This is a genomic window from Brevibacterium atlanticum (assembly GCF_011617245.1).
GTDB lineage: Bacteria > Actinomycetota > Actinomycetes > Actinomycetales > Brevibacteriaceae > Brevibacterium > Brevibacterium atlanticum.
Genome location: NZ_CP050152.1, coordinates 1982564 through 2007203, shown reverse-complemented (window position 1 = coordinate 2007203; position 24640 = coordinate 1982564). Strand labels below are relative to the sequence as shown.

General features: G+C 62.7%; 26 protein-coding genes and 1 tRNA gene. 10 read left to right on the top strand and 17 right to left on the bottom strand.

Annotated elements, in window-relative coordinates:
- Positions 1-71: 71 nt before the first annotated feature.
- The 4 genes from GUY23_RS08935 to GUY23_RS08920 are packed head-to-tail and all read right to left on the bottom strand — an operon-like array spanning position 72 to position 2615.
- Positions 72-473 (bottom strand): TOBE domain-containing protein, encoded by a 402-nt coding sequence (locus GUY23_RS08935; protein ID WP_166971581.1) that lies wholly within the window; start codon positions 471-473, stop codon positions 72-74.
- The gene (locus GUY23_RS08930) at positions 470-937 is read right to left on the bottom strand and encodes a molybdenum cofactor biosynthesis protein MoaE (protein ID WP_166971579.1); all 468 of its coding nucleotides are present in this window, start codon (positions 935-937) and stop codon (positions 470-472) included. Before GUY23_RS08930 ends, GUY23_RS08935 begins: the two co-directional genes overlap by 4 nt.
- Positions 919-1389 carry a cyclic pyranopterin monophosphate synthase MoaC gene (gene moaC / locus GUY23_RS08925; protein WP_166975864.1) on the bottom strand — a complete coding sequence of 157 codons (471 nt, stop codon included), beginning with the start codon at positions 1387-1389 and terminating at the stop codon, positions 919-921. The genes GUY23_RS08930 and moaC overlap by 19 nt, the downstream gene beginning before the upstream one ends.
- The gene (locus tag GUY23_RS08920; RefSeq protein ID WP_228282815.1) at positions 1386-2615 is read right to left on the bottom strand and encodes a molybdopterin molybdotransferase MoeA; all 1230 of its coding nucleotides are present in this window, start codon (positions 2613-2615) and stop codon (positions 1386-1388) included. The genes moaC and GUY23_RS08920 overlap by 4 nt, the downstream gene beginning before the upstream one ends.
- A gap of 40 nt (positions 2616-2655) precedes the next feature.
- Here GUY23_RS08920 and moaA point away from each other — a divergent pair, with 40 nt between their 5' ends.
- Complete coding sequence (gene moaA, locus GUY23_RS08915) at positions 2656-3744, top strand: GTP 3',8-cyclase MoaA (protein WP_166971577.1); 1089 nt, start codon at positions 2656-2658, stop codon at positions 3742-3744.
- The gene (locus tag GUY23_RS08910) at positions 3745-3990 is read left to right on the top strand and encodes a MoaD/ThiS family protein (RefSeq protein WP_166971575.1); all 246 of its coding nucleotides are present in this window, start codon (positions 3745-3747) and stop codon (positions 3988-3990) included.
- 14 nt (positions 3991-4004) lie between these two features.
- Here the strand turns inward: GUY23_RS08910 and GUY23_RS08905 are convergent, their stop codons facing one another.
- Complete coding sequence (locus tag GUY23_RS08905) at positions 4005-5279, bottom strand: ThiF family adenylyltransferase (protein ID WP_166971573.1); 1275 nt, start codon at positions 5277-5279, stop codon at positions 4005-4007.
- A 98-nt stretch (positions 5280-5377) separates the two neighbouring features.
- Positions 5378-6589, bottom strand: a complete 1212-nt coding sequence (locus tag GUY23_RS08900; RefSeq protein WP_166971571.1) for a molybdopterin molybdotransferase MoeA — start codon at positions 6587-6589, stop codon at positions 5378-5380.
- Between the two features lie 86 nt (positions 6590-6675).
- Here GUY23_RS08900 and GUY23_RS08895 point away from each other — a divergent pair, with 86 nt between their 5' ends.
- On the top strand, positions 6676-7524 hold the full coding sequence (locus tag GUY23_RS08895) for a CPBP family intramembrane glutamic endopeptidase (RefSeq protein ID WP_228282814.1): 849 nt from the start codon (positions 6676-6678) through the stop codon (positions 7522-7524).
- Between the two features lie 86 nt (positions 7525-7610).
- Here the strand turns inward: GUY23_RS08895 and GUY23_RS08890 are convergent, their stop codons facing one another.
- Both GUY23_RS08890 and GUY23_RS08885 read right to left on the bottom strand, forming a co-directional pair.
- Positions 7611-9080 (bottom strand): peptide MFS transporter, encoded by a 1470-nt coding sequence (locus GUY23_RS08890; RefSeq protein ID WP_166971569.1) that lies wholly within the window; start codon positions 9078-9080, stop codon positions 7611-7613.
- Positions 9081-9272: 192 nt separating this feature from the next.
- Positions 9273-10574 (bottom strand): MFS transporter, encoded by a 1302-nt coding sequence (locus GUY23_RS08885; protein ID WP_166971567.1) that lies wholly within the window; start codon positions 10572-10574, stop codon positions 9273-9275.
- Between the two features lie 301 nt (positions 10575-10875).
- Between GUY23_RS08885 and GUY23_RS08880 the strand changes: the two genes are divergently transcribed.
- Positions 10876-11295 carry a phage holin family protein gene (locus GUY23_RS08880; protein WP_166971565.1) on the top strand — a complete coding sequence of 140 codons (420 nt, stop codon included), beginning with the start codon at positions 10876-10878 and terminating at the stop codon, positions 11293-11295.
- Between the two features lie 74 nt (positions 11296-11369).
- Positions 11370-11600, top strand: coding sequence for a hypothetical protein (locus GUY23_RS08875; RefSeq protein WP_166971563.1), 231 nt, complete (start codon positions 11370-11372; stop codon positions 11598-11600).
- A 72-nt stretch (positions 11601-11672) separates the two neighbouring features.
- Here the strand turns inward: GUY23_RS08875 and GUY23_RS08870 are convergent, their stop codons facing one another.
- Together GUY23_RS08870 and GUY23_RS08865 are read right to left on the bottom strand one after the other, a co-directional pair.
- Positions 11673-12542 (bottom strand): alpha/beta fold hydrolase, encoded by an 870-nt coding sequence (locus tag GUY23_RS08870; protein WP_228282813.1) that lies wholly within the window; start codon positions 12540-12542, stop codon positions 11673-11675.
- A gap of 14 nt (positions 12543-12556) precedes the next feature.
- Entirely contained in the window at positions 12557-13462 is a 906-nt protein-coding gene (locus GUY23_RS08865; RefSeq protein ID WP_166971561.1) for a universal stress protein, read from the bottom strand.
- An 818-nt stretch (positions 13463-14280) separates the two neighbouring features.
- Between GUY23_RS08865 and GUY23_RS08860 the strand changes: the two genes are divergently transcribed.
- The 5 genes from GUY23_RS08860 to GUY23_RS08845 all read left to right on the top strand — a co-directional run bounded on the left by GUY23_RS08860 (position 14281) and on the right by GUY23_RS08845 (position 16503).
- Complete coding sequence (locus GUY23_RS08860; RefSeq protein ID WP_166971559.1) at positions 14281-14508, top strand: hypothetical protein; 228 nt, start codon at positions 14281-14283, stop codon at positions 14506-14508.
- A 114-nt stretch (positions 14509-14622) separates the two neighbouring features.
- Positions 14623-14695, top strand: a tRNA-Ala gene (locus tag GUY23_RS08855).
- A 352-nt stretch (positions 14696-15047) separates the two neighbouring features.
- Entirely contained in the window at positions 15048-15176 is a 129-nt protein-coding gene (locus GUY23_RS18780; RefSeq protein WP_266096813.1) for a hypothetical protein, read from the top strand.
- Positions 15177-15266: 90 nt separating this feature from the next.
- Complete coding sequence (locus tag GUY23_RS08850; RefSeq protein WP_166971558.1) at positions 15267-15512, top strand: hypothetical protein; 246 nt, start codon at positions 15267-15269, stop codon at positions 15510-15512.
- Positions 15513-16119: 607 nt separating this feature from the next.
- Positions 16120-16503, top strand: a complete 384-nt coding sequence (locus GUY23_RS08845) for a hypothetical protein (protein WP_166971556.1) — start codon at positions 16120-16122, stop codon at positions 16501-16503.
- Positions 16504-17453: 950 nt separating this feature from the next.
- On the opposite strand, the gene GUY23_RS08840 is transcribed toward GUY23_RS08845, so the two are convergent.
- The 7 genes from GUY23_RS08840 to GUY23_RS08810 form a co-directional block, all read right to left on the bottom strand.
- Positions 17454-18569 carry a hypothetical protein gene (locus tag GUY23_RS08840; protein ID WP_166971554.1) on the bottom strand — a complete coding sequence of 372 codons (1116 nt, stop codon included), beginning with the start codon at positions 18567-18569 and terminating at the stop codon, positions 17454-17456.
- Between the two features lie 69 nt (positions 18570-18638).
- The gene (locus GUY23_RS08835; protein ID WP_166971552.1) at positions 18639-19328 is read right to left on the bottom strand and encodes a CPBP family intramembrane glutamic endopeptidase; all 690 of its coding nucleotides are present in this window, start codon (positions 19326-19328) and stop codon (positions 18639-18641) included.
- A gap of 53 nt (positions 19329-19381) precedes the next feature.
- Positions 19382-20329: a SagB/ThcOx family dehydrogenase gene (locus GUY23_RS08830; protein ID WP_166971549.1), complete on the bottom strand. Its 948-nt coding sequence runs from the start codon at positions 20327-20329 to the stop codon at positions 19382-19384.
- Positions 20319-20972, bottom strand: coding sequence for a hypothetical protein (locus GUY23_RS08825; RefSeq protein ID WP_166971547.1), 654 nt, complete (start codon positions 20970-20972; stop codon positions 20319-20321). Before GUY23_RS08825 ends, GUY23_RS08830 begins: the two co-directional genes overlap by 11 nt.
- A gap of 156 nt (positions 20973-21128) precedes the next feature.
- On the bottom strand, positions 21129-22055 hold the full coding sequence (locus tag GUY23_RS08820; RefSeq protein WP_166971545.1) for a hypothetical protein: 927 nt from the start codon (positions 22053-22055) through the stop codon (positions 21129-21131).
- A gap of 33 nt (positions 22056-22088) precedes the next feature.
- Positions 22089-22421 carry a hypothetical protein gene (locus tag GUY23_RS08815; RefSeq protein ID WP_166971543.1) on the bottom strand — a complete coding sequence of 111 codons (333 nt, stop codon included), beginning with the start codon at positions 22419-22421 and terminating at the stop codon, positions 22089-22091.
- A gap of 80 nt (positions 22422-22501) precedes the next feature.
- Positions 22502-23776, bottom strand: coding sequence for a YcaO-like family protein (locus GUY23_RS08810; protein WP_166971541.1), 1275 nt, complete (start codon positions 23774-23776; stop codon positions 22502-22504).
- Positions 23777-24640: the final 864 nt, after the last annotated feature.

Genomic DNA, 24640 nt, shown 5'->3' with positions numbered 1-24640 from the left:
GCCTATTGTCGATTTCAGCACCCGATTTGAGACTCCACCTGTGGTCGAGATCCGAATTCACGGCACAGGGATCAGTCCGTGGGCACCGTGTCGACCGTGACCATCGTCGCCTTCACCGAGGCGGTGGCGAGGCTGCCCGGCTGCAGGTCGAGTTCGCGGCAGGCTTCGGCCGACATCAGGGACACCACCCTGAATGGCCCGCACTGCATGCCCACCTGGGCCATGACACCGTCCACGGCGACGTCGGTGACGAGTCCGGCGAAGCGGTTGCGTGAGGAGCTCTTGACACCGCTCGGGTCGGCCAGTGAGGCCGCCGACGATTGGGCGAGCTCGGCGAGCTCCCTGCCGTCGACGACCGCACGGTTCGAGGAGTTCTTCAGAGCGCTGAGGCGTCCGTCGCTGATCCAGCGCCGGACGGTGTCGTCGCTGACGCCGAGGAACTGTGCGGCGTCGCTGATGCGCAGCTGGGTCATTCGAGTGCTCCCACCCATTCGTCGGTGCCGTCGGTGAAGTGCTGATGCTTCCAGATCGCCACTCGTGCCTTGACCTCGTCGATGAGTTCGGCGCAGGCGAGGAAGGAGGCCTTCCGATGGGCAGAGGCCACGACGGCGGCCAGTGCGACGTCACCGACCTCGAGGTCTCCGACTCGGTGGACGACGGAGAGCCGCACTTCGGGATGGCGCGAGACGATGTCGGCGGCCGCCTCGGCGATCTGCTGGGCCGCTGATGGGTGGGCCTCGTAGTGCAGGCCCCGGACTCCGCGGCCGTCGTCGTGATCGCGGATGACCCCGGAGAAGCTGACGACGGCACCGCAGACGTCGGTGAGCACATCGGGTTCGAGGGCGGCGGTCGAGATCTCGGTCTCGACGACTCCGGTGGTGATGACGGTGCCGAGAGTCTCACTGTCGATCGCGGAGGTCAAACCTGTCGTGTCCAATCTCCGCTCCTCCCTCCGGACTTCTCGGTGACCTTGATGTCGCTGATCACAGCCTGGTTGTCGACGGCTTTGATCATGTCGAAGATCGTCAGCGCGGCCGTGGTCACGGCGGTGAGCGCTTCCATTTCGACTCCGGTCTTCGACACCGTCTTCACCACGGCAGTGATGGCCACCGCGTCGGTGAGGAGTTCGAAGTCGACGTCGATGCCGGTCAGCGGCAGCGGATGGCACAGCGGGATGAGATCGCTGGTGCGTTTGGCCCCCATCACCGCGGCGATGCGCGCCACGGGCAGGGCGTCGCCCTTGGGCAGCCCGGCCTGTGCGATCATGTCGATGACCTCGGCGCGCGTCGTGATGGTCCCGGTGGCCACCGCTCGCCGTTTCGTCACGTCCTTGTCTCCGACGTCGACCATCTGCGCGGTTCCGGTCTCATCGACGTGCGAGAGCTTCATGCGATCTTCCACGTCATCAGCCTATCGCCCGCGGCTGAGAACGGATCGTCCGGTCCCGGCGCCTCGGGTGAGACGAACACGAGGTGGGTGGCCTCGGCATAGCTGTGGAGCAGGTGCGAGCGGGAGCCGCCGATGAATTCGAGTCCTTGGTCGGTGAGCCTGGCCCGTCGGATCTGGAGCTTGCCGGCAGGCGGGGTCTCGTCGAAGCCGTGGGCCAGACGATGGTAGCCGACCTCGCGAGGGGGTTCGTCGCTGGGGATTCCGAGCAGCGCGGGACGGATGAACATCTCGAAGCTGATGAGCGTGCTCACCGGGTTGCCCGGGAGCGCGACCCAGGGGTGGTCGGCGAGTCGTCCGCAGCCCTGCGGGCCTCCGGGCTGCATGACGATCGGCTCGAAGACCATCGCCGATTCCGGGTCGGCTTCGGCTGCGAGCTTGACGACCTCGTGCGCTCCCTTCGAGATGCCGCCGGTGGAGATGACGAGGTCGGCCGAGCTTCCCCGAACCGTGGCGAGCAGCGCCTGCGGGTCGTCGGGAACGAACGCCACCTCGGTCTCCGCACCGAGGCGGCGCAGCCCGGCCGACAGTGTGACGGAGTTCGCATCGTTGATCCCGGCGGCCGCCTCGGCGGTGATCTCGTCCCCAGTGCTGACGATGAGGATCCGTGGCAGCGATCGGACGGGGAGTTCGGTGATGCCGCAGGCCGCGGCGACGCCGAGGTGGGCGGGTCGCAGCTGTGTGCCCGCCCTCAGCACGGTCTGACCGGCTCGGACATCGCTGCCAAGGGGCCGGACGAAGTTCCCCACCCCGGGAATCTCGGCGCCGGTGGGAAGCTCGAGGGTGATCGAGGCCGCCCCGAAGGCACCGGGCGCGGTGTCCTCGATGCGGACGATCGTATCGGTTCCCGGCGGCAGCGGGGCTCCGGTCATGATCTCGACCGCGGTGCCGGGTGCGACGGTGTCCCCTCGGGCGCCGGCGGCGACGCGTCCGCGCACCGGAATCGGAGCGGGGTCCGAAGCCCTTGTGTGAGCCTCCAGTGTGGCCGCGGCCAGGGCATAGCCGTCCATGCTGGAGTTGTCGAACCCGGGAACGTCGATCGGTGAGACCACGTCCGCATCGAGCCTGCGCGGGCAGTCGAGCAGGCCCGTGAGTGGGAGGCTCCGCGTCTCGGTCAGCGGATCGATCGTCTCGTATACCCGTGCTCGGTGCATCTTCGCCGTAGTCATGGGACGATGATACGAGAGGTTCTGTAAGGAGGATGCCGCTATGTCGACGATCGGACTGCCGATGCCGGTGCTGAGGACTCCGACACTCGACCCGGGCGACGCGTTCACCGCGCACGATGAGGACTCTCTCCTCGATACGTATGGCCGTCGCGCACGGGACCTGCGGATCTCGCTGACGGACTTCTGCAATCTGCGCTGCACGTACTGCATGCCCGCCGAAGGCGTCGAGTTCATGTCCCGCGATGCTGCGATGACCCGTGAGGAGATCGTGCGCTTCGTACGTATCGCGGTCGAGAAGTTCGGGGTCGATCAGGTGCGATTCACCGGTGGTGAGCCTCTGACCCGCAAGGACATCAATGAGATCATCGCCGATGTCGCCGCGCTCGCCCCTCGGCCGAACATCGCCCTGACGACGAATGCGATCGGCCTGGACAAGCGTGCGGCGAAGCTCAGGGCGGCCGGGCTCGACCGGATCAACGTGTCTCTGGACACCGTCGACCCCGAGACCTTCGAGACCATGGCCAGGAGGCCGTTCCTCCACCGAGTGCTCGAGGGCATCGACGGGGCACAGGCAGCCGGGCTCGATCCGGTGAAGATCAACGCGGTCCTGCTGCCCGGCATCAACGACCACCAGGCCCCGGATCTCCTGCAGTGGTGTCTCGACCGGGGTCTGAGCCTGCGCTTCATCGAACAGATGCCCCTCGACGCCGGCCATTCGTGGGACCGCGGCGAGATGATCACCGCCGCCGACATCTTCGCCCTGCTCGAACCCCGATTCGTGCTCACCCCGGATTCGGCGCCGCGAAACGGCGCTCCGGCGGAGAAGTTCCTCGTCGCCGATCGCCGCGATCCCGAGACCGTCCTCGGGACCGTCGGCATCATCGCCTCGGTGACCAGGCCGTTCTGCGCCGACTGCACCCGCACGCGACTGACTGCCGAGGGCCGGGTGCGCACCTGTCTGTTCTCACACACGGAGGTCGATCTGCTCACGGCTATGCGGCAGGGTGCCGATGATGAGGCGATCGCGAACCTGTGGAAGGGCGCGCACTGGAAGAAGCTCGCCGGGCACGGGATGGACACCGACGACTTCGTGCAGCCCCAGCGTCCCATGAGTGCCATCGGAGGATAAGTGCCCACCATCACCGTCCGCTTCTTCGCCGCCGCCCGTGACGCCTTCGGCGCCCGGGAGACCCGCCTCAGCGCGGGAACCGTCGACGACCTGGTCGACACCCTCGCCGAGGCAGCCGATGAGCAGGCGACGACCGTGCTGTCCCGGTCGAGCTTCCTCGTCAATTCCGTGGCCGCGACCGATCGCGGTGCGGCACTCTCCGAGGGGGACACCGTCGACGTCCTGCCGCCGTTCGCCGGCGGCTGAGACGGTTCGGCCCGTCAGCCTCGTCTGTTGTGCTGAACCGGCTGGGAGGTGTGCTGAACCGGCTGGGAGAGGTACGCGAGGTATCCCCCGCTGACCGAGCTCACGGCGATCCCGCGGGAGCGCAGGGCCGCTGCGGCACGGGCCGAGCGCACCCCGGAACGACAGTAGAGGGCGACACTCACTCCCCCGCCGCTGTTCCTGCCAGCGTCGGGTCCGCCAGCGCGGTTCCGGCTCGCGGCGAATTCGCTCGCGGCGAGATATCGTTGCGGGTCCTCAAGCAGGTCGTCCAGCGGAATATGGATCGCGCCGGGCACCATGCCGGCTGCCACCTCATCGTCCTCACGGATGTCGACGAGCAGGCGGTCTGCCTCCAGATCGGGCCATCGCAGCTGCGCCGGACCGAGCCCGGACTCGACCTCACCGTCGCCGGCCGGTCTTTGAGCGCCACCTGCCGGTGTTTCGGAGCCAGCGGCAGTTGCCTGCGCGCGCTCGGAGGCCGGCTGCTGCCCATAGTCGCCGAGGTGGACCCGCAGATCGGTCACACGTGAGCGGTCGGGTCGCCTGGACACCGGGACTCTCTCCCAGCTCGCGTCGAGACTGTCATAGATCGCGACCGCGTTCGTCAGGGGCGCTCCGATGCCGGTGAGCATCTTGATCGCCTCCATCGCCATGGCCGAACCGATGCTTCCGCACAATGGTCCGAGCACTCCGGCGGTCGCACAGTCGGGGACGGTACCGGGGGCGGGAACGTCCGGGTAGAGGTCGCGCAGCGTGGCTCCGGTGCGAGCGTCGAAGACCGCGACCTGGCCGTCGAAACCGAGGATGGTCCCCCAGACGAGGGGGATGCCGAGGATCTCGCAGGCGTCGTTGGCCAGGTACCGGGTGGCGAAGTTGTCGCTGCCGTCGATGACGATGTCGACGCCGTCGAGCACCTCGAGGGCATTGTCGGGGGTGAGCAGGTACGGCATAGTGCGGATCTCGATGTCCGAGTTGATTCCGCGCATCCGCTCCTCGGCCGAATCGGTCTTGCGGGATCCGATGGCCGCCTCGGTGTGGATCACCTGACGGTGGAGGTTGCTCCGCTCGACGATGTCCGGGTCGATGACCGTGATCGTCCCGATTCCCACGCCGGCAAGGTAGCTGAGCACCGGCGCGCCGAGGCCGCCTGCGCCGATGACGAAGACATGCGATTCCAGCAGCGCCTGCTGCGCGGTCTCGCCGAATCCGGCCAGACGGATCTGGCGGGCGTAGCGGGCCCGTTGCTCGGAATCGAGACGAGGTTCTGTCATGGCTCCATCCTAGTTCGGTCGGCCTGAGGACACTGCGGACGGTAGGCGGTCGATTCGGACTCAGATCAAGTCGGTCGGGCCGGGAACAGAAGGCGAGATCAGATGTCCAGACAGTCGATGATCGTTCCGGCGGCGAGAGTCCCCGTACCGCGCGGAATGCGGGCGATGACGTCGGCGATGGCGAAGTTCTGCAGACGAGTGCGCCCGAGGTCGCGGACCTCTCCCCCGGCGGTGAAGGCACCGGGACCGAAGGTCACAGCGCGAGGGTGCTCGGCGAGGTCGGGGCCCTGGTAGACACGCTTCGTCCATCGCTCGCGCAGCGAGTGCCCCGTCAGAAGTGACCGGACGAACAGATGGAACGACAGGAACGCGCCCTGCGGGGTGCCGGGGAAATGGAGCAGCGGAAGCGAACCGAATCGCCCGAACCCCTGCGGGGCACCCGGCCGCATACCGAGTCGGATGAATGTCGAATGCTCGCCTTCGAGTGCCTGCCGCACGACCTCGAAAGCACCGGCACTGATGCCTCCCGTGGTGATCGCCAGGTCGACCGTGTCTTCCATTCCGCGCAGAATCGTCAGGAACTCGGTCGTGTCGTCCCCACAGGTCGCTTCGACCGGTTCACAGCCGAGTGCTGAGATCGCAGAAGAGAGCATCGGCAGATTCGAATTGCGAATGGTCGGACCGGAGGAATCGGCAGCCTCTGTTCCGGGTTCGGGCGTCGCGGAACCGCCGGTGCACAATTCGTCTCCGGTGACGATGAGTCCCACGCGTGGTCGCCTTTGCACCTCGACCTGGGAGAGCCCGAGCATGGCGAGAGTGCCGACACCGGCCGCGGTCAGTCGTGATCCGCTCGGCACGACGAGCTCGCCGGCCGCGATGTCCTCCCCCACCGACCGGATGTTCCACCCGTGGACGGCGCTGGGCGGCACAGAAGCGACACGGATCGACTGCGGGGCCGAGCCCGTCGGCCGGGCGTCGGTGAATTCGACGGGGACGACTACCTCGGCGCCGGTGGGCACCGGTGCGCCGGTCATCACCCGCACAGCCGAACATCGACGCAGCGGCACGGGATGGTGGCCGGCGGGAACATCGCCGATGACGGGAACCATGTCTCCCCGACGAACCGCTGTCCATGCCTGCCGGTCGAGGGCGAAACCGTCCATCGCCGAGGTGGGGAACGCGGGAACGCCATGTGCGGCCGCGACATCTCCTGCGGTGGTGCGTTCGATCGCCTCGTGCGCCGGCACGATCTCGGTGCCGAGTCGGGGCGCGAGATCGGCGAGGAGATCGCTGTAGTCCTCTGGATCCACTGAAGTCCTTTCGATGACTCCGATCCTACGTGTCGGATCGAGTCGGTACGACGCGAGGCGGTCTCTGCTCGTCTACAGTGTGCACCGTGGAGAACAATCACGCGCCCGCTCTGGAGACACCGCGACTCGGGCTGCTCAGCTGGGAGGCCTGCGCGACGGCCCTCATCGCGATCTCGGCGATCGTCCTCTTCGGCATCGGGACCACGTTTCCCGAGGTGAGAGGCTTCGGCTATGTGCCGATGCTGGCGGGACTCGTGGTGGTCTGGAGTACTAACCGGGCCTTCGCCCGCGATCTCAGCGTCATCATCGCATGCCTGGCGCTGATCTCAGCGATCTCGGTCGAGGCCGACATCTCCTGGACGAACATCGCCCGGATGGGAGTCGTCCTCTCAGCCGTGGTCGTCGGTCCGTGGCTGGTCACCCGGTACCTGTTCGATGACCGCACGATCGTATTCCCGCTCAGGCGAGGTCAGCCGTGGTCGCGGCTGGAGTGGGGATGGCTGGCCTTCGTCGTCGTGGTCGCGTGGGCGGTGCTGCCGCAGTACTTCCTGCGCACCGGCGTCTACCTCAATTGGCCGCCGTTGACGAACTGGTCGGAGATCATCCGCCTCTTCTTCGGCGTGAACGCGGTGGGCATCTGGGACGAGCTGTTCTTCATCTGCACGGTCTTCGCCCTGCTGCGCAAACACTTCCCGTTCTGGACGGCGAACGTGTTCACCTCGATCATCTTCGTCTCGTTCCTGTGGGAACTCGGTTACCGCTCGATCGGACCGCTGCTGACGATTCCCTTCGCCCTCGTGCAGGCCTTCATCTTCACCCGCACGAAGTCGCTGCCGTATACCGTCACGGTGCACCTGCTCTTCGACGCACTCGTCTTCCTCACGATCGTCCACGCCCACCACCCGCAGGCCTTACCGATCTTCGTCGGCGTCTGACACTCGACGCCGAAGGCCCCCGCGCCCACTCCATGGCGGGTGGGTTCCAGGGGCCTTCAGGCAGTCGTTCGGACAGCAGGCTGCGATCAGCGGATGCCGCGCAGCAGCTTGAGCATCGGCTTCGTCAGCGTGAGCGCCAGCAGGCCGAGCACAATCGAGGCTCCGCCGATCGACGTCCAGTAAGGTGCCTGGTTGGCCGTGTCGAAGTAGCCGCCGAGCACGCCGGACAGTGCGGTGCCCACACCGGAGGCGAGGAAGAAGACGGCGATCATCTGCGACTGGAACACCTTCGGAGCCACCTTCGTCGAGAACGACAGACCCACCGGGGAGATCAGCAGCTCGCCGAAGACGAACACCGCGAGTGTCAGCACGACCCACAGCAGCGGGGTTTCGTTCGCGCCGGCGCCCGAGAACGGCAGGAACATGAGGAAGCCGATGCCGATGAAGACCAGGGACAGACCGGCCTTGACAGGCGTCGAGATCTGCTTCGGACCCAGCTTCATCCACATCGTCGCGAACAGCGGTGCGAAGACGATGACGAAGAATGCCGGAATCAGCTGGATCCAGTTGATCGGCATCTCCCAACCGAAGATCGAACGGTTGAGCTGCGTGTCCGAGTACACGGTCAGGACACCGAAGATCTGCTGGTACATCGACCAGAAGATGACGACAGTGATGAAGAACGGAATGTAGGCGAGCACCCGGGAACGTTCGTCGGAGCTCGTCTTCGGCGAGGTGCCCATGACGACGAAGTAGCAGACCGCTGCACCGGCGGAGATGCCGGCGATCCACCAGTCGAGGTTCTCGGGATTGACGAGCTTCGTCATCCACAGCAGGGTGGCGGCGAGCACGACGACGAGGACTTCGATGATGAAGAGGTAGAGCTTGTTCTTCGGCAGCGGGTTCACCACGATCCGGGACTCCGGAGGCAGGTTCTTCCTGCCGGTGAGGTAGATGACGAGACCCAGGGCCATGCCGACGGCAGCGGCACCGAAGCCCCAGTGGAATCCGATGTTCTGCTGCAGGAGGCCGGTGAGCAGCGGGCCGATGAGCGCACCGATATTCACCCCCATATAGAAGATCGTGAAGCCGGCGTCACGGCGCGGATCCTTCTCTTCATAGAGTTCGCCGACGAGTGCCGAGGCGTTGGCCTTCAGCCCGCCCGATCCCAACGCAACGAGGATGAGTCCGACCGCCACTCCTCCGAAGCCGGGGATGAGAGCCAAGCAGACGTGGCCGACCATGATGATGATCGCCGAGTAGAAGAGCACTCGCTCTGCCCCGGCCAGTCGGTCGGCGACCCAGGCTCCGAGGATGGTGGCGAGGAACACAGAACCGCCGTAGGCACCGACGATCCCCACGGCTGTGCCCTGCTCCATGCCCATTCCGCCGTCGGTGACGCTGAAATAGAGGTAGAGGGCGAGGATCCCGTTCATCCCGTAGTAGGAGAAGCGCTCCCACAGTTCGAGGCTGAACAGCTGCATGAGCGGCAGAGGATGCCCGAAGAAGCGAGTATCGCTGGAGACGGCCTCGGTCGTCGAGGTGCTAGATGACATGATGTGCTTTCCGTAGTGGTGTGAGAGCGCACGCTTCGTGGTGTGCTTCACGGTGGACCAGCGGACATCCTACTCTCCGGTCGGACCGCGGTCACACCGCGCGAACACTGGGACGCAACGTCCCAGAAAGCGGGCCATCCGAGTGATTCAGATCTCGTTCCAGCCGGCCTGGACGGAACCGAATCCACCGCGTCAGGTCACGGTGCGACGGCGGGTGGGCCCGCCTCGGCGCTGTAGGACCGAGACCAAAAGGTTGAGCACACCCGCGAGGAAGACGATCGCCGAGGCGGCCACCGGTACGGCCATCGCCGTGGCCGTGCCCTGATCCTCGGCGAGGATCCCGTTGATCGCCGAGGCCACGGACTGGCCGACGATGATCGCCGAACCGGCCATCGACATCACCGTCGCCGAACGTCCCCGCGGGGACCGTTCGGCCGCGAGGCTGAAGAGGGTGACGAGGCTCGGGCCGATGGCCGAGCCCATGAGCAGAAGCGCGATGACGATGATCGGCATCGACTCGGTCGCGGCGAGAACGACGGCACCGATGAGCAGGACCGGGGCGAAGCACAGCAGCCGTGCCCAGAGTGCGAACCTGGCCGGGAAGAGCGCCACGGAGATCGCGAGGATCGCGGATCCGATGCCCATGACGCCGTAGACGAGCCCGGCCTCTTCCGGGCGGCCGATGTCGTTCGTCAGCGCGGTCAGCGCCGTCAGAGTCGAACCGAAGACCATGCCGATTCCGAAGACCCCGAGGATGACGACGAAGACGCCGGAGGTGAACATGTCCTTGGCCGGGGCACGCTCGCCGACTGCCGCGCTGCTGCCGGCGCTGCGGGTCCGTCCAGTGGCGTGCAGTGCGAAGGCCGAGACGAAGACGATGGTCATGACGATGGCGCCGATGATCGGGGCAACCGGGTCGAACAGTGTCGCGAGCAGGCCGACGATGAACGGACCGAAGACGAAGATGACCTCATCGGCGGCGGATTCGTAGGCCATCGCGCCGTTGAGCACTTTCGGTCGCCGCGCCTGCGGCAGCACGGTCAGCACGATGTCGACGATCCTCGAACGCGACATCGGCGCGACCTGCGGTGAGGTGGCGCCGATCGCGAAGGCCGCGATGAAGACCACGACGTCGGGCAGCGGGCTGAAGACGACCCAGGCCATGAAGGTCAGTGCCGCGCAGTTGAGGACACCGACGACGAGCAGGACATAGCGCTGACCCCAGCGGTCCGCGGCGGCACCGATGAATGAGCCGAAGACCGCGGTGCCCAGTCCGACCATCGCCGAATTGACCCCGCCGAGGCTGAGCGAGCCGCGAGCGGCGACGACGAGGGTGAGCACGCCGACGACGATCATGGCGAAGGGCATCCGGGCGACGAACGCGATCGGGAAATAGCTGCGGCCGACCGCGGAGAACAGGGTCGGTTCGTTCGCCGTACCGACCGGTTCCTGTGCTCGGGATCCGGCTTCTGCGGGGAGGTCTCTGTCAGTCATACCAATCCAGTTTCTGCGCCCGCCGGTGCGGGCTCTGTGCCGCCGTGGTGACCTGGATCAAATCACTCGGTAGATGCACGTCGTTGTCGGGACCGTCAGGTCCGTGTTTCAGGCTACTGGTTCTGCGCTGCGGATTGAAGCCTCAGGCGGCGACATCGGTTTGAGGTTGGTCACCATCCCGGCGACGGACGGCACGAACCGCTCGCGACGGTCGGCCTGAACCGCTCGCGGTGGACGGCACAGACCTCATTCCCATCCTCGACTCAGAAATAACGCAGATCGGTCTGCGAGGATGGCGAGCATGAACTTCTTCGCTCGAGTCGTCGTCAACGCGTGTGCGATCTGGGTGGCCGCCTGGATCCTGCCGGGCGTGACGATCACGGGTAATCATGTCGTCGAGGAGCAGGCCGGGCCGATCCCGGCCATGATCATCTCCTACCTCGTCATCGGGCTCATCTTCGGATTGGCCAATGCCTTCATCAAACCGATCCTCAGCTTCGTCTCCGCACCGATCACCTGCCTGACCCTGGGGCTGTTCTCGATCGTGATCAATGCGCTGATGCTCGCACTCACGAGCTGGCTCAGCGGCTTCACCCCGTTCGAGTTCACCATCGATTCGTTCTTCTTCTCCGCCATCCTCGCCGCGATCATCGTCTCGATCGTCTCTGCGCTGCTCGGATGGCTCGTTCCGGAGCGAAGCGCCGAACGCGACCGGAGATGAGCAAAGTTCTCTACGCGATGTAGACTGGCTGACGAGTGTCAACGTGACCACCAGGAACATCTGCCGGAGGAACCATGTCCAATACTGTCGCCGCGAAGCGGACCCGCAACTCGGCATCCTTTGCCGACGTCATCGTCTTCATCATTGCGTTCGCTCTCTTCGTGTTCGGCCTCTACCTCTTCGGCGCGGCCTTCTCCTCGCCCGAGGGAACCGAATTCTGGGTGTTCTGGGGCGGTCTGCTCTCCGCCTGCTTCGCCTTCCTCGTCCCCATCCTCTACCGTTGGGCCCGCGATTCCCGTCGCTGATCAGTTCAGCCGGCGAACATCGAGGGGCCGCTGCGCTGATGCGCAGCGGCCCCTCGTCTATTCACTCGCAGGTCAGTCCCGCGCAGCGACGAAATCAATGATCGCCGAGGCGGCTTCCTCGGACCGCTCATAGTGCACCAAGTGCCCGACCCCCGCCAGTTCGACGAAACTGACCTCAGGCAGCGCAGCAACGAACTCCCTGGTCGGCCCGATGGGAGCGATCGCGTCCCGATCCCCGGCGATGACGAGAGTGGGCATGATCAAGGAAGGGGCCACCTCGGTGACGGTATGAGCGACGGACGTCGCGTACGCCTCCGCCAGCGAGTCCCGATCGGCAAATGACGAGAAGTAGCGTGCGTGCTGATCGTGGATATAGCGACGCAGCCCCGGATCTCGGGTGGTCGACATCACTTCGCTCATTGCGCGCACGATGATCCGACTGTCCAACAGAGCACGCCCCGCACGTTCGGGCAGTCGCGCGCCGAGGTCGTAGTAGGCGCGAGTGAGGGCGGTGAGGAACCGCGCCGATCCCTCGAGCGCAGGACTCGTGATCGGGTTGATGAGGACAAGCTCGGGAACCGCGTCGGGGTGCGCGTCACCGAGGTGACTGACGAGGATCGAACCGAACGAATGGCCGACGAGGATCGGTTCGGTCTCCCACCGGCGAGCCACCTCGGCGCGCAGATCCAACAGATATTCGACGTACGAACTCAGTCCGGATCCGGTTTCCAGCGGCGGGGTGGCGCCGAATCCGGGCAGGTCGGGCACGATGACCTCACGGTCAGGGATGCTGCCGGCGATGAGATCCATCCCGTGGTGGTCGCCGCGGAATCCGTGCACCATGAGCAGCGGCCGTCGGGTGGAGCTGCCCGGGTGGACCCATGCGGCAGTGGTGTGAGCGCCCAGACGCAGTTCGACCTGGTGCGAGTCTCGTGTCTTCACGGAGACGCAGGCCCTCAGTTGGCGTCGGTCGGTCGGCTCGGGCTCACCGCTCGTCGCGGGACGACGACGACCGGCACAGGCAGCACCCGCAGCAGTCTCCGCGCCCGGGCGCCGATGGCGACCTTGCCCCCGCGTCCCAGCCGACTCGACCCGATGAATGCGAGATCACCCGCCTGCCAGTCGATCCTCTCGGCGGCCTCTTCGATGTCGGCCCCGACATGAGACGTGACGGCGGCACGACCCGATTCGAGCATCTCAGAGGCGCGTTCGGCCAAGACCGCTCCGCCGTACTGTTCGGCGAACTCGGTGACCTCGGCGACTTCGTCGTCGTAGAGTCCTTCGTACTCGATCAGCGAGAGCAGGCGCAGGTCGACATCGAGGCCGGCCGCTGAGGCCACTGCAGCGCCGATGAGCGTATTCGCTCCGGGGCGTGCCCCGAAGAGCGCGGTGACACGAGAGATCGGGCCGATGTCCGACCTGCCGGGAGGTGCGAGGACAACCGGGACTTCCGAGGAGTGCAGGAGCGCCGAGGCGACTGTGCCGATGCGCAGCTGACGCATCAGTGACGCCGCGCGTGCTCCGATGACGATGCCCAGGGCGCCTTCGGCCTCGGCGACCTCCATGAGCCCCTTCGACTCATTCGCTGCGATATGGATGACTCCTTTCGCGGGGATGTCATCGGGGATGAGGGCGAGGGCCTCGTCGAGCCAGTCGTCGATCTGCTGAGCCACGATCCCCGACCCGTCCTGGGGCACAGCGCTGCCGGCGATGACGGTCGACGACTCCGGCCGGACGATGGTCACGACGAGTTCGATGTCGATCGAGCGGGCGATCGATATGGCCAGTGCGATCGCATCCCGTCCACGATCGGTGGCGATGTATCCGACGACAAGACGTCGGGCTGCGGCGGTCTCTGACATTCTGGGCTCCCCTGTAGATGCGCGTCTGGCTCGATTCTACGTCGGGGCCCAGACACGGTTGGACTCAAGCGCACGGACGTGGCGCACCTCATCCGCCGAGTCGACGCTATCCGCCCGCCCGCCGTATTCTCGAATCAATTTGAGAAAATAATGAACAAAACTTCCGAGCACAATGAATACTGTGCTAGATTCGACAGTGCAATTACGGATTCGCAGCTAAAACCTCCGATTGCATCCTGACCATTGTGGACGCTGACGCCGTTCACGCGAGAACCACGACCATGAAAGGAGCGCAGCTTCGATGATGAATATTCCATTTGCAGGGCCCGACCTTCGAACGCCCGAGTGTGGACATGCTGCCTGCCTGCATGGCGGATCGGGACTCGTCGGCTGACCACCAGCCGTCATTCGCGTCTGTCTCCGCAGGTAGGCTTCCGGTCGACTGTCGGTTCAAAGCCGCTCATCGCCCGGATTCCGGCTTGTCTTCCGCTGGCCCGTTGACTTTCTTCGGTCCAGCAACGCCCCATTCAGATGATGCTTCCCAAGCAGCTCGTCTGTCGATGTGACCTGTCGAATCGTTGAATCTTCGCCGTCTGCGGCTTCAGTCCGCTGGTGACCTGCAGAACCGTGAAGAGAACTCCCCCTTTCGACAGAGACATTCCTTTTCGCATCACCTGATTCGGGTTCATCACACCATTCTGATTCGACGCACCTCTCATTGATCTGCGCATTTTCAGAATTATTTCGCTCATCGCCATTCCGGGATATCTCCTGCCCAAATACGGATATCCCCTGCCTTTGACCATGAAGGAATCATTGTGTCGACTACATTCCCATTCACCTATCCACGCCGCTGGGCACTGAGCACCGGGATGAAGCTCATCCGGTGGGCTCGCCGCCCAGCCACCACTGCCGAAGACCGCCGCCGGAAGTCGGAGCGCAAGCGCGACGCTCGGCTGCGCGCCTATGCACGAGACCAGCGCATCCGCGAGCTGCGGGAGCGTGACATCGTCCGCTATCTCAGACAGGTCAGGCCGTACGTGTAGCCGCAGGTGGCCCGAGTCTGCCGACCTCGGGCCGCCTGTGCACCCCTGTGGCGAGCGTCACCTTCGCTCGATTTGGCCTGACACCCACACCTGGGTAATATTGATCAGGCACAAGGGGGTATGGCGCAGTTGGTAGCGCGTCTCCATGGCATGGAGAAGGTCAGGGGTTCGAATCCCCTTACCTCCACAGAGAGATTAGCCCTCTCACCAGGCACTACTCCTGGCGAGAGGGCTTGTTGGGGCATAACTTGGGGCATTTCGTGTCCAAAAATAGGTATAGGGGTAGATCTCCCTTTACCTTGTTCGAAGGCCACTACTCCCCTTTCCGTTGCGGCGCCGACCGCACGCTTGCAACGTTTTTCGGCCAGAGCGCGCCATGATTTCGTCTTCGAACTAGTCCCCTGCGCGTCCCGAACTGCGCTCACAATCAACGTCACGAAGCTGCTCCTGGAACTGCCAGTACGCGATGTCTGGCTTTGATCGAAGTCGAAAGATGCCGCGACGGTCCACTGCACGGCGCTTCTCGAATGATCGACAGCATGAAGATCGATGAGCAGGTGCTCTCAGCCTTCAAGCAACCTCGACCAAGGCATGAATCTATCGATTACCGCTTGCCGGGATCAGCGACCGAAGCAGAACCCGCCGCCGAGGAGCCCCATCTTGGCTGAGAGGCCACCGATCGAACCACGATTGCCCGCCCTCCTGCATTACGTACCGCTCGGTTTCTGGTCGACTATTCCGTCGGCGTCGGAGGCTTGATGCTCGCAAGGACGATCCTCGCCGTCTTCCGCGTCATCGAGCAGTCCACCACCCACGCCAAGCAGCTGCAGCCTGCCTTGGGTAATACCTGGTGCCATCGCGGCTCGGCCTGTGTGGCGACGATCTCTCGCATCGAGCGGAACCAGAGCCGCCGGGAGTGCGTCGACAGTTCGCGCGGACCCAGGACCGACTCGGCGTGGCTTCCCCACTCGACCAATTTCCTCGATCACGAGGCTCCGGACTAATCCCACGTCCAACGCAAGACTCGGCATCAGCACGTCACAGCGATAGTGACCGCCGATGTCATTTCTATGAATCGACCATGCACAACATGCGTCGGACAGGCAACACTTTTTGCCGCATCGATCGGCCGTCCAAAATCTCTGCGTATTCTCAAAAGCGTCACAGAAATATACGTGTGATCTGGTTCGAGCTCAGGCTCCCAACCTTGGTCCAAATATTGCACTACCTAATGGAGCACAATTGCGATGAACCTATCTTCACCTCTCGCCCGCACAGCAACCGCGGCTGTTCTCACGGTGGCTGTCTCCACCATCTCTCACGCACCGATCGCCTCGGCCGCCGAACTAACGTCCACCTCGACATGAGACAGCGGCTCCTCATCGAGAGCGGAGAAGCTCGAAAGAATCACACTGGACCATTCGGTGGTCCGAAGACGCTCTTTGAGAAGGCCGAGTCGGAGGATGTCGTACTGAAGACCGTTGAGCTGGCAGTCGGCGATAATGCTGGAGGGCTGTACAGCTACGATCCCACCTCGACTCCCTCGCAGAACGCATCATCTCTCCTGACAGGCGTTCAAGATGCCGGCGCAAGGACGCAGCGATTCTGTCAGTGGAGATCGTCTCCCGTGATTCGAAGGCATCGGTGGCCAGACAATCGGCCCCCAGCGAGGACCACGCCAAGAAGATCTTCTCAAAGTTGCCGGAAAGGATCACTGCCAAGAAGAGCATTCCGAGCATCGTAGATCGCAACGCCAAGGATCAACCCTCGGACGGCCGCATAGAAGCACAGGTTGCGAAGCCCGTCCCTGCACAGACAGAAGCGCATCCCAATTCCGTGAAGTTCAGGACCGACGACAATGTCGATGGCAAACGAAAGGTGACGATCGATGCGATCTGGAAGGGAGACAACTCGGCCCGTAAGAATCCGCTCGACTGGGGCATCGAAATTTCTCTCTACCAGTGGAACTACAAGCTATCCCAGACGGTTCATTGACCCGCGTGTCCGGCCGATACGGATGACAAATTCTGGGCAGATGCTCGGCTGCACAGCGCAACTATCATCTATATGTACAACGATGGGGTCAAGTTCAAACCGGGTCACTCCATCGAACCTTACCTCGACCAAAATCACTGGTCCGACCCCTGCGCACGGGGACGATAGGCTTCGGAGTCGGCCATCCAGAAAAGATCCCCTACTGGGGACTGAACGTTCCCAACATGCGATGGAACCAGGGCCTTTCGGCAGTCATGTACCTCAAGAAGGGCAGAGCCTCGTGGAGCCACATCAGCGCGGCATCCAAATTCGTGAAGGACAACTGTGCAGGTAAGCCCGCATCGACGGACTGCATGGGTATCGGAGGTTCGTGGCCCGCCAAAGACATGGGAGGCGATTCGGATATGTTGTTGTTGCACCCCGACAGAAAATGGAAGACTCCGACATACTTCACCTGGGACGCTGAAGCGACCAAGAGACCACAAGGTCTGAAACGGTAGTCTCGTGACCATGATCTTCAGGAAATTCGTCACTCCGCTGAGCCTCGGAATCATCGGAATCCTCATCATCATTGCCGAAATGGCGTACATGTGGTCACTTCGAATGATCCTGCTCAAGCGCGGTGGCACTAGCCCCGAGTGGTGCCCTGTACCTCCGGACAACGTGCCTCCGGAGACCGGATTCTCTTACGAGGTATCGTATTTCCCTGCGACCGTTGACTGCTCAGTCAAACTCAAAGGAAGCGAACTGGGAATCAGCACAATCCACAATGCTGAACGGATGTGTGATCATGCTCGTGCTGGGAGCTGCCCTCATCGTAGGATCGCTGGTATGGGCACTGATTCGAGAACGCCGCACCCGGAAGTCGTAGATCCAACGAGGCGGCCGGTCAGCATGGTGACCGGCCGCCGTAGTAACTATCTGTATGTCGCATCAAACACTTGTACGCCCTATTGCGAAGTAGCCACTCGAAGAGAGAGAAGGTATCGCGTCGGATCGTCGTCCTGACCTGTTTCATTAGAGATGAGTCGTTGCTCTGCGTCCTCAGGAATATCAAGAAACGTCCTCGCACCGGCTGTGGCACTGTCGAGCACGTAGTCGAGAGAACAGCCCAGATGCGCAAGCATCGCTAATTCTTCCTTGAAGCTGTATCCGGGAACGGTGGTGATCTGCGGCGCGCGACTTCCTGGAAGCAGGCGCACGGACTGATGTGTGGCCTCGCACGCCTCGAGAACGCCGTTCCAGCCGTCCTGTGCGCGTTTGGCCAGCTGGCGGTTGGGTTCCGCCAGTCCGGTGCTCTTCTTCAGCTCTCGTTTGCCGGCGAGATAGCCTCCCGTGCGATTCATCTCTCTGATGTGTCGGGTGTGCGGAAGAATCGGCTCCAGAGTCTCCAGAAACGGAGTGTTCAGGCCTTCTCGGATGAACACCGATCGTCGATGACTGACCAGCTCGGTGGTGATGCCGACTCCCCGTGTTCCCAGCCTCTGCGCCAGTTGTCGGGCACGTTGAACTCCGTCGGGGGACTCCCACTCCACAAGTGTATCGAGAGGATGTGAGACCGCTGACCGAGACAGCAACCGGACGAAGCCGAGAAACATGTCGCCTTCTGCCAGACAGTCAGCACAGTCACCTGAGCCTCGCAAAGCGACTCTTACATCATTCTTCTGCGCCTCGGTCAATACGGCCTGGACGAAGTCCGGAGAGGAGCTCTGAACTGTGATCCATGCACGATCTTCGCTGCGAGTCGTGGCTACTGCTCGTCGGATGTCACCCTGCGAGCGAATCCAACGAAGGCGGTGAGATGCCGGTAGTTCGTCGGTGACAGCTGCCCCTCCACCGCTGACGACCGGTCCGCCGCTCTCGGCCGCAATCTGACGAAATGACCAGTACTCTTCCCACGTCGAACTCGTCGAATGGATAGCGCCGACTCCATGGCGGCCCAAAGCCTCGACGATGGCCGTCGGCGCGGCGACCACCGAATCCGTCAGCCGTTCACGATATCCGCCCAGACCCATGGAGCAGTCGACCATGGGACCTACAGTGTGCTGAATGTTCGATGTATTCACGAGATCCAATCCTTCTTCCTGACATGCATGCTCCAAGAACCGGAACAGCTCATATCGAGGTCTCGACTGTCAGGGGTGAGACTTCTGCTTGCGTAGTGGTTCGAACTGCCGGTAGACCCAGTACTGATAGACGGCGTGCCCGATGATGGCGACGAACAGTCCGGCGACCATGGCTCCTACTCCAAGTCCGATCCCGAGCACGATCTTGCCCGCCACGGTGGCCGCGCCGAACACCACGTGGGTCAGGGCGTAGAGGACTGCTTGGACCGCGATGACGAGCAGCAGGCTGTGTGCGTCTGGTCCGAACCCATGAGTGAGGAACAGCCCTCGGAAGAACAGCTCTTCACCGATCACGGTCACAGCGGTCAACAGGCTGAACAACAGAGGACGAGTCGCCACTCCTGCGATCCCGAGCATGCTTTCGCCTCTGTTCGGGATGTCGAAGCCCTGCAGTGCCGCAGGGAGATTGGCGTCCTCGTTCGTCTGTCGGCGCAGCGACAGCAGCCACCGCTCGAGAGCGAAACTGAGCCACCCGATGACTATTGCGACGATCACCATCAGCGGGAACTGCCACACCAGGTGGACGCTGGCCCCAGCCAGCCCGGTGATGACTTCAATCGACCCTCGTGTGGGTAGCAGCACGGCACTGACCACCATGCAGACGACACCGAGAACGAGAGGGGCGATGACCGGGAGGCTGGGACGCGCGCGGGGGACCACCCAGATGCATACGATGGTCGCCACTCCGAGGGCGATCATCGGAATGCTCCACAGACTCAAAGACGATGACATCCATGGAGGCAGGATCCCGGTCATTCGAGGTCTGGTCTTCCGTACTCCAGAGGACGCCCCATCGCCACCAGTGCAGAGACGAACTGATCGGTTCCCGCATTGCCCAGGGCCTCATCGATGTCGTCGTCGAGGAAACCGGCGACTGCGCACGCACCGAGCTTATGAGCAGTTGCTGACAGATAGAGGTTCTGCAGCAGCGCTCCCTGATCCATGTGCGAGATTCGGTAGCCGCGCGTCATGTACTTCCAACTCACCTTGGATTGGCAGTTGTTGAGTACGAAGACGACGGGCGCGAAGAAGATCCATTCCGTCTCGAACGTGTTCCGCTGAAGGATCAGTCGCATATCGCCGCGCATGAGTGGCACCAGCCCGTGACCGATCGCGTCATATCGGTAGTAGCCGGGTTCGACACCTTCGACGTTGTTGATGATGACGCCGAGGACATTGCTGTCGAGACCGCCGATGCTCGGATAGGGGACCAGCGGAAGATCGCGAGTTCCGTACCCGTCTTCGCTGCCGTTCTTGGCGGCCGCCATGCGCAGAACACCACTGAGTTCGCTCTTCTCAAGCGGACCCTTGGCGAAATCTCGCACCGACCTCCGATCGGCAAGCACATCGGTGAGACTGACGTCGGGCAGATCGACGTCGCCGAGATCCAGTGCCGACGGATCAGAACGAGCAAATCGGATCAGGTCCTCAGGCAGCTGGGTGCTCATCGACTTTGAGGTGAAGAACTCACCGACCGATCGCCCGAGGACCCTTCTGAGGACGCGCGAAAGAGTGGGGTCCTGCTCGGACTCGAGGAGATCCTCGAGACTTCTGAGCAGCTCTTCCGCCACCTCCCCCGTCTCGGTGGTCCGAGAGTTCGTCCGTGCCTGAATCCACTCATCCAGGGCCTTCGCCAGCACATCATCCGTGCCACGCCTGCGCTCTGCCGAATCGGTTTCCGCGGTTACATCAGTGGTCATGGGGTTCGCCTCCTGCGCGAGAGCTGTCGTCGGAGTCCGAGCTTGCTGGCAGGAGAATCACTGCCATGACGGCGCGCTCCACCCCGTCGCAGCGAAGTGCCTCATTGACCGACGCATCGATGAATGTGTTCGCTGTGGCGATGGGGAGCTGAGCTGCCCGAGCCTGCTCCCAGGCGACTCCGAGCAACATGCCGCTTGCCAAGGTTGAGTTCCGGAATGACCGGTCACCGGTCAGATAGGACGACCTGCCGAGATGGTTGACCAGGAAGATCACCGGCCGGAAGGTCTCGGTGTCCGTCTGGAAGAGTCCCGCATCGAGCTTCTCGGCATCCGCGTCTGTGAAATCACCCTCGAGGACGGATCCTGGCCGATTGGGAACGACCCTCCACAGCTTGCCCCGATCAGTGAAGAGCACTTCGGTCGAGAACAGCGCAGCGATCAGGGCCGGGTTCTCGTTCAACGGACGAAGAAGGGCTTGCACAGCGGGCGGATACTCTCTCTGCGGCAGCAGCCAACGCGACTCTTGGGATGTCAGCTGGTCGAATCCGGAACCGGCAGTCGTGAAGTAGAAGTCCGTGATGGTCTCCACTTCCTCGCGAACTGCGATCCTCTTTGCCGACGCATGGGTGAGCACAGAATTCACGGAGTATGTCTCCGCGAGGTTTCCGGTGGAGCTTCCCCAGCGGCTGGTGGCTGCATCGATGGTGTCCGGATCCAACTCGTCGACTGTGGTCGGAGGCACCAATGTCTGCTCAAGCATTCGCCTGAGCTGGTCTTCTGGTCTACGCACAGGTCCTCCTCAGATGAACGGATGGCGCAGGTCGGGTCGCGATCCCACGGTCACAGGGTTTCGGGCCAGGCGAAGTACTCGATCGCGGATGACCTGCATCCGCTCGAGGTCGATGCGCAGTACATGGTCTTCGAGGAATGATCCCGGTCCCCAAAGGTGCTGTGCGACTGCCGCCGTCGTCCATCCTGCAGCCATCTGCGCGATGAACAGGGGAATCTCGGCGTCAGCTTCGATATCCGGGGTGGCCGACGCCATGTACTGGTGCTCAAACCGCAGAGTACGTGCGGACTCATCCAGAGTGTCGCGATCGAAGTAGTTCGTCGTCGAGCCGGGGACGAATGTCGGACCGACGACGATCTCGGCTCCATCGAGATACGACAGGTGCCACGGAGTCTCAGAGGCCCGAGCGTATTCGTCAGCGTCATAGAAGAACGCCTGATCGAGCCGGTCAGCGCACACGACGACGAAATCGCTCTCGTCGAATGCTGCTTCGGCGTCGTGGCTGATCTCGATCTCAGACGATGTGAGATCGGTGAGATTCGCGGCGACGGATTCGGCGATGCGCCCCGTGCCGACGACGGTCAGGATCTGATCATCGCGGTCTGGGGTGATGTGCATACCACTGATGAGCTGGCTGTACCGGGCTTGCTCCGGCGCGATGAGGAGGGAGCCCTCAGTGAGCTTCTCAATGAACTCGTCTCGTGTGTTATCGCTGATCCCGAAGTGTGCCGCGACCTCAGTAGGGTCGGCTGGGCGCACGAATGCTCGAACGAAGTCGGCGAGCACTCCGTGCCCATTCGTGTCCGTGATGCGGTAGGACGTGCGCGACCGCGATCCGAATCGAGACATGATCTCGTCATCGCTGCCGCGGATGATCGAGACGGCGGGATTGATAACAAGCTGATCCTGCGGACTCAGCGATTCTGTTTTCAACATGAATTTCCTCTGTTCAGTGACAAGTCGGTCGGATTACCAGCGAGAGCCGCGGAGCGCACCCGTGACCAGCGCCCATACGATGCCTATCGCCGCAAGCGCATTTGTCGCGAGTTGGAGAGCGCCCCACACTGTGGAGCCGTCGTTCAGCAGCTGGATTCCACCGATCGTGGAACCGATGATCAGCACAGCTGCCACAGCCATTCCCACCCACCTGCGCAAGTAGACGAGCACTGCCGCAGACAGGAGGAATGCGGCGTTTCCCAGTCCGCTGACGACAGTTCCACCTGAGTCAGGCACGATGTCGCCTGCTCCGGTCGGGTACACCGCAGTCAGCACGACGAGCGGGAGCTTGAGAGTGAAGGCCACGAGGATCAGGATGATTCCTGCGTTCCAGCGACGATTCTTGGAAGTCGTTTCGGTCGTCTGTGAGGTCGAATGTGTATTCATCATGGGTAAGGAAGGGGGTCGGTCGGCATGTCATCGAACGTCCATGGACGATCGACCAGGCCGAGCTTCTGCGGGACGTCACGGTATCGGCGATGGCCGAGCTGCGGATTGTTCGGCGGGAATGCCGGGGCAAGTTCGGGCACGAAGACCTTCGTCGTCTTGATCCGGTCGAAGTCACTGGGGGTCAGATCGAAGGCGATCGGTGTGAGACCGTGCTTCTCGTACAGAGCGAGGATGTCGGTCAGTTCTGAGTTCGGTGACTTCGGCGGTTGGTTCTCGCTCAGCTTGATGCGCGCCATATCAGGGTTCCTGAAGAACCAGTCGAGCTTGCTCTGATTCTGCGGATATCCGTAGTAGTCGACGACCTGAATGAAGTTCGTGAAGTCGGAGGGCACCGCATCCGGTTCGATCCCGAATCGCTTCTCCACACCCATCGTCAGCTCCCAGTCAGGAGTCAGCTGAGCGCTTCGTGCCATGCGCTCGGCCTGCACGACCTCAGCCAGCGCGCTTCGGATGGCGTCTTCGAGTCGCAATCCGACTCCGCCGCCTGAGACGTACATACCCGAGCTCAGCCCCGGCTCGATGCCAGCGGCTGTGACGACGAAGAACTCCGGCATGTCCATGCGATGGACGTAGAAGGTGATGTCGAGCCCGACCCTGCGCGCGCTGTCGAGCCATTCGTCGATGAGCGGATCCTCGAAGTCGGTGTCGATGTCGACGACGGAAAGCGGAACCTTCGAGAACCACGCGACGTTCAGCCCATCGCGCTCAACGACTTCCAACAGCCCATGCGCCAGTGACTTGTCCCTCGAGACATGGGTGGCAAGCCCTCCGGAGCTCGACGAGCCCACGCGAAGCTCCTCCGGTGAGGAGATGTAGAACAGGTGCACAAACTGAGCGGGCACCCAATGGGCTTCGCCAGTGATAAGGTTCTGTCCGCGATGCCAGACCAGCCTCGTCTCATCCGTCCATCTCTCGAAGAGGAATCCGGGGGAGTCCAGCTGCTCATCGGAGTACGAGTCATAGTCCTCGGGGCCAACATGGTGAAGGCCGGCTGCTCGCATCTCCGCGGCGGATGCGGTCATTCGATCGCGGGAGTCCACGGTCTGCAGCGACGAGAATGATCCGAGCATTCTCTCGACTGCCTCTCCGAGGGACGATGCTACGGAATCTGCGAAGATCAGTCCCTTGCCTCCGCCATAGATGTCGCGATCCAACCCAGCCGATATGCCGGACATGCCCAGCATCCGACGCAGCTGATGGTCGAGCGACATCGGTGTCGCTGAACCCTGGTAACCGTACGGCCCCACACTCGAGCGAAATGAGGTCAACACGTTGCGGATTGCTCCGAACGGGCTATATACCGTCAGTAGTTCTTCGAGACCTCGTGCACGTTCACCTGTGTTGTGAGCCGGTGCCCATGGGAGCGAATGGTTGATGACCCGTTCCTCAAGCATCAACAACGTCCTTTCAGCATGTTCCAAATGTCTTGGATGTCATCGTCTCTCTCTTCGACCCTGGAGAGTGGCTGGGTGGAGTTTTTACACCCCACCCAGCCACACAGCATCAGAATGAGAAGATGCTGTTATTGCACCAGCAGCAGCAGGTGCAGCACCAGCCGCCAGGGGCAACTGTGTTCTCAGTGGTGAAGTGCTTGTCTTCTGCTCGTCCGAGTGAACTCAGCATTGGATTGCTCTCCTAACTTTGATAGTTGTTTCACTGTGGTGGTGCACGTAGTTCGTAAACATCAGCTCTTGAACTACGCATCGATCACTTTATAGACGGCGGCTAACCCATTCAACCGTAGAATTGAAAGACAAATTCTCTCGTCAACACGACTGGCGCTGCCCAACCAAGTCTGTGACCTGGGAGCTTACTTACTCACTACCATTATGATCGAGCTCTCAAGCTATCGTTAATTATAGATGAACAGCCAAATCCACTTGCCGTCACGATGCCTGTGGATCTGGTAACGTTCGTGCATTGGTCTCTGGACTGGCTCGACCGCTCAACAATGTGCCGTTGCTGCCGGAATCCGGGTGTACGCGATGTGAGAGTACCTCCAGCTGAGCGCGGCTTGCAATGTCGCGATGTGTTCAACCACAGGTGAACTAATTTAATGCTTGATTAGATATCGA